General features: G+C 66.6%; 13 protein-coding genes and 3 pseudogenes. 10 read left to right on the top strand and 6 right to left on the bottom strand.

What is annotated here, in order from left to right:
- Window positions 1–126 precede the first annotated feature (126 nt).
- The 6 genes and pseudogenes from AS594_RS41635 to AS594_RS34430 all read left to right on the top strand — a co-directional run.
- Window positions 127–435: an MvdC/MvdD family ATP grasp protein gene (locus AS594_RS41635; RefSeq protein WP_240509165.1), complete on the top strand. Its 309-nt coding sequence runs from the start codon at window positions 127–129 to the stop codon at window positions 433–435.
- A complete protein-coding gene (locus AS594_RS47650; protein ID WP_069774671.1) occupies window positions 435–785 on the top strand; it encodes a hypothetical protein in 351 nt (116 codons plus the stop codon). The genes AS594_RS41635 and AS594_RS47650 overlap by 1 nt, the downstream gene beginning before the upstream one ends.
- Window positions 782–976, top strand: a complete 195-nt coding sequence (locus tag AS594_RS47645; RefSeq protein WP_069774674.1) for a hypothetical protein — start codon at window positions 782–784, stop codon at window positions 974–976. Before AS594_RS47650 ends, AS594_RS47645 begins: the two co-directional genes overlap by 4 nt.
- Window positions 973–1,374: a hypothetical protein gene (locus AS594_RS47640; RefSeq protein ID WP_069774675.1), complete on the top strand. Its 402-nt coding sequence runs from the start codon at window positions 973–975 to the stop codon at window positions 1,372–1,374. The genes AS594_RS47645 and AS594_RS47640 overlap by 4 nt, the downstream gene beginning before the upstream one ends.
- Before the next feature lie 198 nt (window positions 1,375–1,572).
- A complete protein-coding gene (locus tag AS594_RS44945; RefSeq protein ID WP_141746804.1) occupies window positions 1,573–1,953 on the top strand; it encodes a DUF6087 family protein in 381 nt (126 codons plus the stop codon).
- Between the two features lie 85 nt (window positions 1,954–2,038).
- A pseudogene (locus tag AS594_RS34430) lies at window positions 2,039–2,263 on the top strand (AMIN-like domain-containing (lipo)protein); the annotation flags it as partial.
- Window positions 2,264–2,370: 107 nt separating this feature from the next.
- On the opposite strand, the gene AS594_RS34425 reads toward AS594_RS34430, so the two are convergent.
- The 6 genes from AS594_RS34425 to AS594_RS34400 all read right to left on the bottom strand — a co-directional run bounded on the left by AS594_RS34425 (window position 2,371) and on the right by AS594_RS34400 (window position 8,986).
- On the bottom strand, window positions 2,371–3,453 hold the full coding sequence (locus AS594_RS34425) for an ABC transporter ATP-binding protein (protein ID WP_069774677.1): 1,083 nt from the start codon (window positions 3,451–3,453) through the stop codon (window positions 2,371–2,373).
- A gap of 1 nt (window position 3,454) precedes the next feature.
- A complete protein-coding gene (locus tag AS594_RS34420) occupies window positions 3,455–4,543 on the bottom strand; it encodes an ABC transporter ATP-binding protein (protein ID WP_069774678.1) in 1,089 nt (362 codons plus the stop codon).
- Entirely contained in the window at window positions 4,540–5,385 is an 846-nt protein-coding gene (locus AS594_RS34415; RefSeq protein WP_069774681.1) for a carbohydrate ABC transporter permease, read from the bottom strand. Before AS594_RS34415 ends, AS594_RS34420 begins: the two co-directional genes overlap by 4 nt.
- A complete protein-coding gene (locus tag AS594_RS34410) occupies window positions 5,382–6,260 on the bottom strand; it encodes a carbohydrate ABC transporter permease (protein ID WP_069774682.1) in 879 nt (292 codons plus the stop codon). The genes AS594_RS34415 and AS594_RS34410 overlap by 4 nt, the downstream gene beginning before the upstream one ends.
- Window positions 6,261–6,342: 82 nt before the next feature.
- On the bottom strand, window positions 6,343–7,941 hold the full coding sequence (locus tag AS594_RS34405; protein ID WP_069774683.1) for an extracellular solute-binding protein: 1,599 nt from the start codon (window positions 7,939–7,941) through the stop codon (window positions 6,343–6,345).
- Window positions 7,942–7,960: 19 nt separating this feature from the next.
- Window positions 7,961–8,986 (bottom strand): NAD(P)-dependent alcohol dehydrogenase, encoded by a 1,026-nt coding sequence (locus AS594_RS34400; RefSeq protein ID WP_069774684.1) that lies wholly within the window; start codon window positions 8,984–8,986, stop codon window positions 7,961–7,963.
- A gap of 265 nt (window positions 8,987–9,251) precedes the next feature.
- Between AS594_RS34400 and AS594_RS34395 the strand changes: the two genes are divergently transcribed.
- The 4 genes and pseudogenes from AS594_RS34395 to AS594_RS45510 form a co-directional block, all read left to right on the top strand.
- Window positions 9,252–10,955 (top strand): sigma-54-dependent Fis family transcriptional regulator, encoded by a 1,704-nt coding sequence (locus tag AS594_RS34395; RefSeq protein WP_240509164.1) that lies wholly within the window; start codon window positions 9,252–9,254, stop codon window positions 10,953–10,955.
- A gap of 34 nt (window positions 10,956–10,989) precedes the next feature.
- A pseudogene (locus tag AS594_RS46610) lies at window positions 10,990–11,553 on the top strand (IS630 family transposase); the annotation flags it as partial.
- A 357-nt stretch (window positions 11,554–11,910) separates the two neighbouring features.
- Window positions 11,911–12,264: an asparagine synthase-related protein gene (locus AS594_RS46605; protein ID WP_240509313.1), complete on the top strand. Its 354-nt coding sequence runs from the start codon at window positions 11,911–11,913 to the stop codon at window positions 12,262–12,264.
- Between the two features lie 407 nt (window positions 12,265–12,671).
- Window positions 12,672–12,861, top strand: a pseudogene (locus AS594_RS45510) (IS5/IS1182 family transposase); the annotation flags it as partial.
- Window positions 12,862–12,917: the final 56 nt, after the last annotated feature.

Raw genomic sequence — 12,917 nt, 5'->3', positions numbered from 1 at the left:
ACGATCAGCTCAAGTCCGTATACACCCAGCGCTTGCAGCCAGGACCTGGACGACCTGCGGGGGATCGACACCACCGCGCACCTCTTCCAGGCCTGGGTCAGCAAGGAGCACGAGGTCCGTCTCACGGTGGTCGGCGAGCGTATGTTCGCCGCCGCGATCCACGCCGGCAGCGAAGCCGCCCATGAGGACTGGCGCAGCGACTACGGGTCCCTGACCTACGTCACCACCGAGATCCCCGAGCCCGTGGCCGCCGGAGTGCGACGCCTGATGGAGCGGCTGCAACTGCGCTACGGCGCGGCAGACTTCATCGTGGGCCCCGACGGGCGTTGGACGTTCCTGGAGGTCAACCCGTGTGGCCAATGGAACTGGATACAGGGCGCAACTGGTCTGCCGATCGCCGAGGCCATCGCCGATGATCTTCAAGGAGTCACCTGATGGACTGGAAGCCGTACGCGGCCGCGCTCGCCGCCACCATCGCGCACCCGGGATCGGACCAGGGGGTACCGATCAGGGAGACGCCCCGGCACCCCCTGGTCGAGCGCTGGTTCACCCCCGGCGAGCACGGGTGGACGGCCATCGACGGCCCGGCCGACGAACAGACGTGGGCGACGGCCGCCTACTCGGACACCACGCTCGTGACCCGCATCGGTCCTGTGCACGCCGACCACGCCAACATCGGCAAACCCGTCACCGGACACCCCACGTCATCCTCCACCCTCCCCAGCCTGGTCGTGACGGGTACAGCGCCGCCCTCGCCTGCCGGCGACTCGGCGACGATTTGGTGACCACGCTGGACGTCGACCCGTACCTGACCGAGGCCGCCGCTGAACGGCTCGGCCGGATCGGCTGGCACCCGGCAGTGGTCACCGCGGACGCTGGCGCGGACGAGCTGCCCGGCACTTTCGACCGGATCGTGTCGATGCCCCGCATCCCCGCCTCGTGGCTAGCCGCGCTCGACGCGGCGGACGCCTGGTGACCACCATCGCGGGCACCGGTCTGATTGTCACCGCGGACAAGACCGACGACGGCGGCGCCAGGGGCCGCGTCGAATGGGACCGCGGATCGTTCATGACCCCCCGCGCCGGCAACGACTACCCGCCCGCGTTGAACGAGGTGTTCGCCCAGGCCGTTGACCACAAAGGAGAGGAGGTCACCCGGTCGCCCTTCCCCGTGCTCAACGTCATGCAGGCCTGGGAGGTGTGGTCGATGCTCTCACTCACGGTCCCCGGCATCGAGCACCGCGCCGGCATCAGTGACGACGGCAGCCGCATGGCGTGGATGCTGCACGCGGACGGGTCCTGGGCGCGGGCGTGCACCAGGCCGGGAGAGCAGACCGCGACTGTGCACCAGTGCGGCCCGCGCCGCCCTGTATGACGAGCTCAACAACATCCGATCGTGGTGGCTGCAGCACGGGGAACTGCCCGTCTATGGAGCCCGCGTCATTATCAGCCCTGACGGCACGACCACACTGACACGAGGGGGGTGGACGGCAACGCTGAGACCCTGGCGGCAGGTTCCCCGCCACCACGCCGACGCGGCAGACTGGACGGGCCAACGAGGAGGGAGCACCGCATGGACGACGAGCCCCTTGAGCAGTGGGCGGAACGCCGCGAGGGGCGCCGACCCGCGCGCGGGGAGCGCAGGCCCGCCCCGCTCGGCGACCAGATGGAGCAGGGAACCCACGTCGACCCTCACGCCCCGCGCGGCATCCAGGAATGGGACGGGCACCAGTGGGTGCCGGTCGGCGTTGCCGAGGACTTCACGACCGCCGCCCAGGAGACCGGCGAGGATGCAGCAGCACGGGCGAATCGAGTCCCCCTCCCGTCGTTCAGCAAGCTCCCACCGGCGCCAGAACCCTGGCGACCGACCGAGGTGTTCCACCGCCCCGATACCACCTGCCCCCCTCCGCTGCGCCCCCCGAGACCTCCCCCGGCTGGGGGGCGCAACCGATGAGGCGCGAACCCTGGTCGGTTTTAGCACGGTTCGGGGGGTGCCGTCCGCATCATCCGGAGCCCGAACGCTGTTCGACTGCGTCATCGCGGACGACAAGGCGAGGCAGTCGGTTCACAAAGGGCCCAAGCTGGTCAAGATTGGGCTGCCCACACTCAAGGGCGTCGCTCTGACGGGCGACTTCGAAGGAGTGGTCACCTTTGGGGCCGCTTTCAACACCGAGCCCGTCTACAACACCTTCAAGCTCCACTCGCCGGAACGCTTTGTCCTCGACATCCGCCACCCGTCCGGGTCTCAATGCCGCACGGGCTGAAGACTGCTCGAGGCCGCACCTCTTCCAACGACCGTGGCCACCGGGGGGAACCCGGTGGCTTGTCGCCGGCATAGGTGTTTCCGTTCGGCAGCTCTCGACAACGTGATCTACGACTGGAGTATCAGGCGACCGTCCGCGTAGGGGAGGGTCTTGGCGCGCGGCAGCTGCACCAGGAACTCCTCGCTCGCCGGAACTCCGTCCTCCCGCGGCACCTTCGCCCTGATGAGTTGCCCGGCCACCTCAATTTCGAGCACGCGCTGCGGCCCGTGGTCCCGGACGCCCCGAAGCGTGGCGGGAAACGTATTGGGCCCGGGTTCCGTGACGATTTCGACGTACTCGGGCCGGATTCCCACCTGCGCTTCGCCGACGTTCTCCGGAATGTCCCACGCCACGGCGAGGGGCCGGCCCCCAAGGGTGACGGTGCCGCGTGCCTCCCTGTCCACGGTCAGGAAGTTCATTGCCGGTGATCCGACGAAGTAGCCGACGTACGTCGAAGAGGGTGCCTCGAAAAGCTGCTCCGGGGTGCCCTGCTGCATCGCCCGGCCGTCTTTCATGACCAGTACTTCCTGCGCAACGCTCATTGCTTCGTACTGATCGTGGGTCACGTAGATCACTGTGGGCCGGAATTGCTCGGTGATTTCACGGATCTTGCGCCGCAGTGAGTGCTTCAGCTGTGGGTCGATGACGGTCAGCGGCTCGTCCATCAGCACGGCCGCCACGTCATCGCGGACAAGGCCACGGCCGAGCGAGATCAGCTGCTTGTCGTCGGCGGTGAGCCGTCGGGCGGGCTGCCTCAGCCGGTCGTCCAGGTCCAGCGCCTCGGCAACCTGATGGACCTTGGCATCGATCCTCGCCTTGTCCCACCGGCGGCACTGAAGAGGGAAGGCGAGGTTCTCGTACACCGTCATCGACTGGTAGATGACGGGAAACTGGAAAACCTGGGCTATGTTGCGCGCCCTCGTGGGCAGAGCCGTGACGTCCGCACCGTCGAAGAGGACCTGGCCCTGTGACGGTCTGACCAGCCCGGACAGGATGTTCAGCAGCGTGGTCTTGCCGCAGCCCGACGGTCCGACCAGTGCGTAGGTCTTGCCCGCCTCGAAGGTCAGCTCCAGTGGCTTGAGCGCCCACCGCTCCTCATCGACCCCGTGCGTGTAGGTGTGCCCAACGTCGACGATGTCCAGCTGTGTCATATCAACGCCCTTCCACGGAAGCGAGATGGTAGGAAGGTGTCCGCACGAGCGTCCCTTCCTCATCGAAGGCGAACAAACGCTCGGGGCGCAGGCGCAGTTTCACCAGGTCGCCGAGAGTGACGTCATGGATGCCTTGGATCTGTACGACGAACGGGGTCTCGCCGACGGCCGCGTGAACGAAGGTCTCCGACCCGGAGATCTCGACGAAGGTGACCTCGCCGTCGACACCGGCGGACGCCAGGCTGACGTCCGTCGCACGCAGGCCGAACTGGTAGGCACCGTCGGGCAGGTCGGCGAGATGCGCGGACCCGTGCGTGGCCTGGAAACCGGCCACCGTGACCTGACCGCTCTCGATGCGGCCCGCGAAAATGTTCATGGGCGGGTCGTTGATGATGGACGCCACTATCGTCGTCGCCGGGCGTTCGAAGACCTCATGCGGAGGGCCGGCCTGGAGAATCTGTCCTTCGTGCATGACCAGCACCACGTCACCGAGCAACATCGCCTCGGCGGGTTCGGTGGTCGTGTAGATCACTATGGTGTCGCCCTGGTCGGAGAAGAGGGTCTTGAACTCGTCGCGCAGCTGTTCACGCAACTTGTAGTCGAGATTTGCCAGCGGCTCGTCGAGCAGGAGGATGCCCGTGCCGCGGGCGAGAGCGCGAGCCAGCGCGACTCGCTGCTGTTGGCCGCCGGAGAGCTGAGACGGCTTGCGCCGCTCGAAGTCGGCCAGGCCAACACGTGCCAGGCTCTTCCTGACACGCCGCTGAATCTCGTCTCGTGACAGTCCCGCCCGCCTCAGCGGGAAGGCGACGTTGTCGAACACGTTGAGATGTGGGTAGTTGATGAACTGCTGGTAGACCATGGCGGTGTCGCGTCGCCAGACCGGCGTTTTCAGGAAGTCGGCTCCCTCCCTGGTCAGGGAGCCCGAGTCCACCCCTTGCAGACCGGCCAGCGCCCGCAGCAGTGTCGTCTTTCCCGCCATCGTGCGGCCGATGACGGTGTGGAGCCGTCCCGGCAGAAACGTCGCCGTCACCTCCTTGAGATGGTTTACGCCGTCGACGGTCAGGCACAGATCAGTGGCTCTCAGATTCATCGGACCGCTCCCGAGAGGTTGCCTTTGGACAGATAGCGCTCGACCCGGAGCGCGAGAAGGATCAGCGGCGCCACGCCGAAGAGGGCGGCGGCGGACAGAGTCCACCAGGGCGGGATGGACGAGTTGAGGGCCACGACCGCCTGGGGCAGGGTCTGGACCTCGGTGAAGGTCAGCCTGAAGGCGAAGAAGAAGTCGTTCCAGCCGAATACGACACAGAACATCGCGGCCACGGTCAGCCCGGGCAGGGAGTTCGGCAAGATCGCACGTACGAAGGTCTGGAACGGGCCGCAGCCGTCGAGCATGGCCATCTCGTCGATCTCACGCGGGATGCCGTTGAAGAAGTCCACCATCACCCAGACCGCGATCGGCAGCAGCAGGGCAACCGTCACGATGACCAGGCCCAGGATGCTGTCAAGGAGGCCCGTCCACTGCAGGAGGTAGAAGAAGGGGATCACCAGGACGACAGGCGGCATGATCCGCTGTGACACGAAAAAGAAGACGATGTCGCTGTTCTTGATGAAGCCGAACTTGAAGCGATAGCGGGACAACGCGTAGGCGGCCAAGGATCCCAGGACGAGGCTGATGGCCGAGGCGGCGATGGTGACGACAGCGCTGTTGACGAAGGGCTGCATTACGTCGACACCACCGGCCCCGCCGAAGATGTTGCGCCACCCGGTGACGGTGGGTTCGTACTGGAGCCATGGAAGGTAAGTGGCGCCACCCTGGACGCCGTTGGCATCCTTGAAACTGGTCGTCATGGCCCAGAAGAACGGTCCCGCGACGAAGCAGGCCCAAAGCGCGATCACAGTGTATTTGAATACGGGATAAAGGCGCGACCTCATGAGTCCCCCTTCAGCTTGAAGGCCCTGGCGAGCAAAGCGGCGACAATCGTGAGCGTGACGATCATCAGGACCAGATACGTCAGAGACATCGCCCCGCTGTACCCGGTCTGCTGATCCCTGAGCCCCTGGATGTAGAGGTAGTAGCCCGGAGTTTCGGTGGAGGAGCCCGGACCCCCGGAGGTCAGCACGTACACGCTGTCGGAGAGCTTGGACGCCTCGATCAGCCGGATGATGATCGCCGCGACCGACACTGGCGCCATGAGCGGGAAGGTCACTTTCCGGAAGGTGCGCCAAGCGTCGGCGCCGTCGATCGCGGCGGCCATGAACGGTTCCTTGGGGAGGCTCAACAGGCCCGCCAGCAACAGCAGGAACATGAACGGCGTCCACTGCCACACCTCGACGGTCATCAGCGCGACCAGTGCTGGACCGGACTCGGTGAGCCAGGGAACCTTGGTCAGGCCCAGCATCCCGAGCAGATCGTTCACGGGCCCCAGCGACTCGTGGAAGATCATCTGCCAGATGGCGGCCATCACCACGGGCGTGGTCATCATGGGGACGAGAAACAGCACCCGCCAGAGACGACGGCCGCGTGCCTCACGCCAGACGAGCAGGGCCATCCCGAATCCGATGACGTACTGAATCAGGACGGTGCCGCCTGCCAGCAGGGCGAGGCGCATGATCGAGGCCCAGAAGCGACTGTCGTCAAGCATCGTGGCGTAGTTGGCGCCTCCGATGAAGTCCATCTGAGGGCTGCTGACGTTCCAGCCGGAGAAGCTGACACGGATGGTGAACAAAAGCGGAAAGATGATGATGAGGGCGAGCGTGAGCAGTCCCGGGAGGAGGAACATGCTCTTGTGCCGGCGCAGGCCTTCCATGGTTCTCCTTACGGAAGCGGGCGGGCGCCCCCGGGGGGCCGGCCGGCGAGGCCGGCCACCCCGGGGCGTCCCTGCGGTCGGGTCAGGAGTTGTCCTCGAGCGCGACCACGTTTCGATAGGCGCTGCGGACCTTGTCCTTGCCGATCTGTTCGGTGATCTTGTTCCATTCCCTGGCCACGTCGTCCAGCGCGCGCTGCGGAGCCTTCTCGTCCGCCAGAGCCGCGGCGACGCCGTTGGCCAGCGCGGACATGTACCCGTTGACACCCGGTACGCGCAGGTCGAAGACGCGGTTGGGGCTCTTCTCCATGCCGGAGAGTGTCCGGACGTACGACTCAGCGACGTCCTTGTCCCAGCCCTGCTTCTCCCAGAACGCCGCGTCGAAGTGGGCGTTGCGGTAAGGGTTGACACCGAAACGGCCGATGGTCAGGTCAAGAGCGGTGTTGGCCTCGTTGCTGAAGAAGCACAGATAGTCGAAGGCCATGTCCTGGTTGGGCGCGGCCTTGGCCACCGCCGAAGTCCATCCCCAGGTGAAGTAGGGAACCTGGTTCCGCTTCTTGTCCCACGCCTTCGTGGTGCGGTTGTAGACCTCATCGGATCCCGGCAACGGCGCCGCCAGGACCTTGTTGCGTATCCGGCTGTCCGGCGACTGGGCCTGGATGAAGGCGTCGTCCCACGAGTAGGACATCAGCGACTGGCCGCCTCCGAACGAGAAGATCTCGTCGCCCAGACCGAAGTTGGCGCCGCCGGGTGCCCAGGTCGACTTGGCCTTCACCATGTCTTCGAGGGCGCGTACGAAGCCGGGCGTGTTGATCAGCGGCTTCATGGTCTCCACGTCGAAGAAGAGGCCACCCTTGACGTCCGGGTGCTTCGCATACGGCGCCGCGCGGCTGATGAACGCCGAGAACGTCAGGTCGTCCCGCTTGGTCACCTCGGCACTGCCGAAGTTTGGCTTCTCGTCATCGTCGACCTCCTTGCCGCTGAAGAACGCGGCGACCTCCTGGTACTCCGCCCACGTCCTGGGAGTCCGGAGTTCCTTGCCCGTGGCCGCCTTGTACGCCGACTGCCGCTTCGGGTCCTCAAGGACATCCGTCCGGACCTTGAGGTAGTGCCGGTCACCGTCCACGGGGTATTGCACGACCTTCCCATCCCAGGTCGCCACGTCCATGTAGGCCTTGGTGACGTCCTTCATGGCGGGAGTGTCCAGATACTTCTTCGGCACCGGGGCCAGATGAGGGGCCATGTCGCCGACCCACAGGGAGGGGTAGAACATGACGTCGTACGCCGACTGGCCTGCTTGCAGGGGTGTGAGGATCTTCTGGTGCAGCTCCCCGAAGGGGACGTTGATCACCTGCACCTTCGCCCCGGTGATCTCCTCGAACTGCCTGGCATGAAGCTTGGTCGGCTCGCCGATGACGGGGACGGCGTGGCTGATGATCTTCAGCGTCTGTCCGGAGTAGTCCTTACGGCTGATCGACTCGTAGCTGCACGGGCCCGGGACGTCCTTGACTTTCGTCGCCGGATAGTCGGGGCCGTACTTGCTGTAGCTGATCTGCGAGCCCGGCTTGAAGAGCCCGGGCTTGTCGGGCTTGTTCTCCACCGGGTTCTGACCGGTGCAGGCAGTGGCGGTGAGGGCCACTACGGCCGCGGCGGCGACCACGCCCTTGTACGAACTGTTACGCATGGGAGTGCTCCTTCGGCCGTCAGGGGATCAAGATTGCTCTGCCGCGTACGGCACCGGCGGACAAGTTGTCGAGGGCCTCCTGGAAGGAGGCCAGGGGGTACCGCTGGGTGTGCAGGCCGACCTTGCCCCGGGCTGCCAGCACCATCAGCTCGGAGAGGTCGTTGTAGGACCCCACAAGGTTGCCGATGAAGTTGATCTCGGTGGAGATGACGTCGATCGTCGGAATGTCGAGCCGACCGCCGTAACCAATGACGTAGTAGTCGCCGTTACGCCGCAGGCAGGCCATGCCCGTCTCGACGGCGCCCCCCTCGCCCACGAAGTCCAGAACCGCCTCCGCCCCGTGCCCTCCGGTGAGTTCCAGGACGCGCTCGGTCTCGGTGCCGTCCGCGGCCAGCGTGTGTTCGGCACCCAGCTCCTCGGCGAGGGCGAGGGCATCCGCGCTCCGGTCGATCACGATGATCTCGACCGGAGAAAGAGCCCGGAGCACTTGAATACCGATGTGCCCGAGACCTCCGGCGCCGATCACCACTGCCCGGTCACCCGGTCGCAGGGTCCGCGCCGCCTTGGCGACAGCGTGGTACGCCGTGAGCCCGGCATCGGCCAGAGCCGCCACCGAGGCCGGCTCCAGGGAGGGGTCGAGTGCCACGACCGAGCGGGCGGTCGTCTTGAGGTACTCGGCATAGCCCCCGTCGGTGTCGATCCCCGGGAAAGCCGAGTTCATACAGTGCACGTCATCGCCGGCCCTGCAGGCGCGGCACAGGCCACAGGTCACGAGCGGGTGCAGGATGACCGGGTCGCCGACCTTGACGTGGGTGACGGCCTGCCCCACCTCCTGTACCCAGCCGGCGTTCTCATGGCCGATGGTGTACGGCAGGACAACCCCGCTCTTGGCGGCCCACTGTCCTTCGAGAATGTGGAGATCGGTGCGGCAGACCCCCGCGCCTCCCACTTTCACGATCACATCCAGCGGACCGGTGATTTGCGGGTCCGGCACATCCACGAGCGCGGGCGGCTCGTCGTACTCGATGACCTGCACGGCTTTCATGGCGCTCCCTGCGAATGGCGGGTGTGTGGTGCGCCGATTACACCGTCCGCCGCTCGCAGACCGATGTCTCAGAAGCGGTCCGCCGATGTCTCAATGTGATACACGCCATAGGCGCGGCGTCATTGAGCTGTTCCAATCACTCCACCGAGGGATGACGCGCCTGATACGGAAGTGTTAAATGCCCCGACGCCAACCTGGCAGCTCGCTGACAGCAGCCAGAGAGCTCTACCTGGAAGTCACCAAGGATCCGAGCGCCCGCCCGCTCGTGGTCGCCTCGTGGCAGCGCTCGATCGAGTACGCGGTGAAGCCGGGCTGCATCGACGCTCCGTACCTCGAGAACCCCAATGTGGACAGCCCGCTCGCCAGGGCGGCACTACCGATCGTGACCAGGCTGCACGAGCAGCTTGCCGACGATCCGGTGTCCACGATGATCACCGACCGGAACGGCGTGGTGCTGTCCCGCACGGTCTCCCACGAGGGTCTTACGACGCGGCTCAACCGAGTGCAACTGGCTCCGGGCCACGTGTTCGCCGAGCGCTATGTGGGCACCAACGGCATCGGCACCGCGTTGGCCAGCGGCCGACCGGTCATGATCGCCGGAAGCCAGCACTACGTCGAGGAACTGCGGGACTTCCACTGCGCGGCCGTGCCGATCCTGCACCCCGTTCGGCGCACACTGCTGGGAGCCTTCAACCTGACCACGGTCCGTCAGGGTTCCGCCGGCATGCTCATGGCCTTGGCCCGCTCTGTCGCGGGCCAGATCGAAAGCGAGATCGCCGCGATCAGCTCGCGACGGGAGCGGGCCCTCTTCCAGGACTACATGGACGCGTGCTCCTCGGTGCGCCCCGGAGCTGTCCTGGCCCTCAATCGTGAGGGCGTCATGATGAACGAGCAGTTGAGATCAGCCGTGACAGGGGCGGATCACCACGCGCTGCTGGACCACGCACGTGAGATCGCCGACGATCCCCGGTTCGAAGGGACACGGAGTATCGCCCTCCCCTCCGGACGAGTCGCCGAACTCCGGGTCAGCCGTAGCCGGCGCGAAAACAGCGACGCGGGCGCCATCTTCCGAGTCCGGGTCATCGGACGCCCCCAGCCCGCCCCGGCCGTTTCCGCCGGCGCCGCTCCCACACGATCGGGCCTGGGGCTGGTGGGCTCCTCCCCGCAATGGCTGCGCGCGGTTGCCGAAACCGAGGCGGCGTTTCGCGCCGGATCCTGGCTACATCTCGTGGGAGAAGCCGGTGTAGGCAAGCGGACGCTGGTCCATGCCATCCACCGGGCCCACGGCGACGGGCGCCGGCTCGAGATGGTGGAAGCGCCGCTGTCGGAGTCACCGCACGCCACCGAGCACTGGCTGCGCGACGTCCGCGAACTGTGCGCCCAACCGTCGACGGTGGTCGTGCTGCGCGACGTCCACCTGCTGGGCGATCACCTGCGCCGACAGCTCACAAGCCTCCTGGCGCACTCCGACAAGGCCGCCACCGGGCAACTGGTCATCGCCAGCCAACCGTCCATGGTTACCACCAATCAGGAGCTCGACCTTCTGTGCGGCACCTCCGTGGAGCTGCCGCCCCTCCGCCATCGCTATGGAGACATCGAGCACTTGGCCCGGTTCTTCCTGCTCAAGTACCGCCCGAGCGGAGAGAGCAGCTGCTCCCCGGATGCGCTTACGATGCTGCAGCGCTGCCCCTGGCCGGAGAACGTCCGCCAGCTCGAGTCGGTGATCCGTGGCCTCGCACGGCGTCCTGCCGGCGGGATCATCCAAGTGGAAAATCTCCCGCCGGAATGCCGGGTGTCGTCCCACAAGGTCCTGACCACCATCGAAGCGCTGGAACGGGATGCCATTCTGCGCGGGCTGATGGACCGCAACTCCAACGTCCAGCGCACCGCACAGGATCTCGGCATCTCCCGCGCCACCATGTACCGCAAGATGCGCCGTTACGGGATCGTCCCGTCGAGTCTCACCTAGTGTCCTGCGCCAGAGGTTTGTCGTTAGTTTCGGTATGAGTCGTCCTGGTCCGAAGATTCCGCCGTTGTCAGTGACTGATGCCCAACGGGTTGTGTTGGAGGGCTGGGTGCGTCGGCGTACGACCGCTCAAGCGTTGGCTCAGCGGTCGCGAATCGTGTTGGAGTGTGCGGACGGCCACTCGATCATGGAGGTGTCCCGCCGGCTGCGGATCGCTCCGGACACGGTCCGCACCTGGCGGCGGCGCTTCCTCGAGAACGGCCTGGACGAACTGTGTGATGAGCCCAGGCCGGATGTCCCGCGGAAGATCACCGACGCGGACGTGGAACGGGTGATCATCAGGACGCTTGAGGAGACACCGAAGAACGCAACACACTGGTCGACGAGGTCGATGGCGGCAGCGACGGGCATGTCGCAGTCGACAGTCTCAAGGATCTGGCGGGCGTTCGCGCTGGCGCCCCACCGTTCGCAGACATTCAAGCTGTCGACCGACCCGTTCTTCATCGACAAGGTCCGCGACGTCGTCGGCCTCTACCTCGACCCGCCGGAGAAGGCCCTGGTGCTGTGCGTGGATGAGAAGTCGCAGATCCAGGCGCTGGACCTGGGCGTTCGCGTCGGCCGGGTCGTCGCTGCTGGCGGTGGCCGGGCGGTGTTCGCTCACCGCGCAGGATCTGGGCGTTCGCGTGAAGGGCTGCGCGATCTGTGGGATGTCGAGACAGCGGTGCGGGGCACTGCCGGCAGCTTCCATCTGCTCGCGTCCGTCGACGGACGCAGCTACCTGCGGGGCGGCGCCTTCGGTTCGCGCCGCCTGTACCGGGCAACGGTTGAGGGGGTGACGGTGTGTGCGGACCGCGCCCGCACGCTGGCCTGGCTCACCCAGGCGGTGGTGGACCCCGCTCAGCTCGCCGCCCGCATCCTCACCACCGACCCCCCGCCCCCTCCCTTGGCCGGCGGTGCGATGTGGCGCGGGGTGCACGCCGTCGCACCGGGCCGGGCGCTGCTCCTGGAACGAGACGGTAGCCACCGCACGAAGGTGTGGTGGCACGCGGCCTCGCCGCAGCTCTCCCTCGCCGAGGGCGCACCGGTCCTGCGTGAGGCACTGCGTGAAGCGGTGTCGCTGCGGGTGCGGCCGGGGCAGGTCCTGGGAGCGGATCTCTCCGGCGGCATAGACTCCACCTCGCTGTGCTTCCTGGCCGCCGAGGCCGGAGCCCGCCTGGTGACCGCATCCCTGCGCAGCGCGGCGCGGTCAATGATCATCCTCATGACCCGCCGCCTCGCACGACACACACATCACACACCCACCAGCCCGTGACCGGTTCTCAGCCAGCCACTTAGGGCCGCCGTCGCTCAGGTACCGGGCCTCTCACGGCGCCGGGTGGAAGCCGAACGCTGGACCGTTCCGGTCGCACTACGGCCTGGAAGCCGTCTACTGCCAGCCCGGCATCCGCGGTGCCCACGAGAAGGGCGAGTCGAGGGCCGGATTGGCTGGTTCCGCCGCAACCACCTAATCGCCGCTGCCGTCCTCACCACGCTTCGGCCTGCGTGATCACGCTCCCAGGTCCGTCCGGTGCCCCCAGGCGCGATCACGCGCACCCGCTCAGGCGCCGTCCTCACCGAAGGCCGAACGCCGTGCGGCCGGCCCGCAGGACACGGTGCGCTGCGCCCAAGGCCGCGTTCGCCTCGTCCGCGCCCTCTACGAGCAACTGGACCGCCTAGCATGCCGGGGTGTGGGGTCGGCTGCACCAAACGGTCCTCCAGCTCCGGGATGCAGGGTCTGGTAGATCTGTCCCGAGCCGTTCTCGTCTCGGCGCACGTACGCGCTGAAAAGGAGGGTGAACTTGCAGGTCCGAGTCCCGTGGACCGGGGTAAGTCCGGTTCCAAGGTACATGTCCTGTCCGACGCGAACGGTTGAAGGATGGGACGGACACGGGCCGCCGGTGGCTCGACCGCGTGGCCGCCAGATGT

Source organism: Streptomyces agglomeratus (genome assembly GCF_001746415.1).
GTDB lineage: Bacteria > Actinomycetota > Actinomycetes > Streptomycetales > Streptomycetaceae > Streptomyces > Streptomyces agglomeratus.
Note: the sequence above shows the minus strand (reverse complement) of the source record. Positions and strands in the feature narration are given on the sequence as shown.

Bases quoted from the DNA above. Each gene is read 5' to 3' on its own strand.
- AS594_RS46605 (WP_240509313.1), top strand. From the start codon at position 11,911: ATGTGGCGCGGGGTGCACGCCGTCGCACCGGGCCGGGCGCTGCTCCTG.
- AS594_RS34415 (WP_069774681.1), bottom strand. From the start codon at position 5,385: ATGAGGTCGCGCCTTTATCCCGTATTCAAATACACTGTGATCGCGCTT.
- AS594_RS34425 (WP_069774677.1), bottom strand. From the start codon at position 3,453: ATGACACAGCTGGACATCGTCGACGTTGGGCACACCTACACGCACGGG.
- AS594_RS34410 (WP_069774682.1), bottom strand. From the start codon at position 6,260: ATGGAAGGCCTGCGCCGGCACAAGAGCATGTTCCTCCTCCCGGGACTG.
- AS594_RS34400 (WP_069774684.1), bottom strand. From the start codon at position 8,986: ATGAAAGCCGTGCAGGTCATCGAGTACGACGAGCCGCCCGCGCTCGTG.
- AS594_RS34405 (WP_069774683.1), bottom strand. From the start codon at position 7,941: ATGCGTAACAGTTCGTACAAGGGCGTGGTCGCCGCCGCGGCCGTAGTG.
- AS594_RS47650 (WP_069774671.1), top strand. From the start codon at position 435: ATGGACTGGAAGCCGTACGCGGCCGCGCTCGCCGCCACCATCGCGCAC.
- AS594_RS44945 (WP_141746804.1), top strand. From the start codon at position 1,573: ATGGACGACGAGCCCCTTGAGCAGTGGGCGGAACGCCGCGAGGGGCGC.
- AS594_RS34420 (WP_069774678.1), bottom strand. From the start codon at position 4,543: ATGAATCTGAGAGCCACTGATCTGTGCCTGACCGTCGACGGCGTAAAC.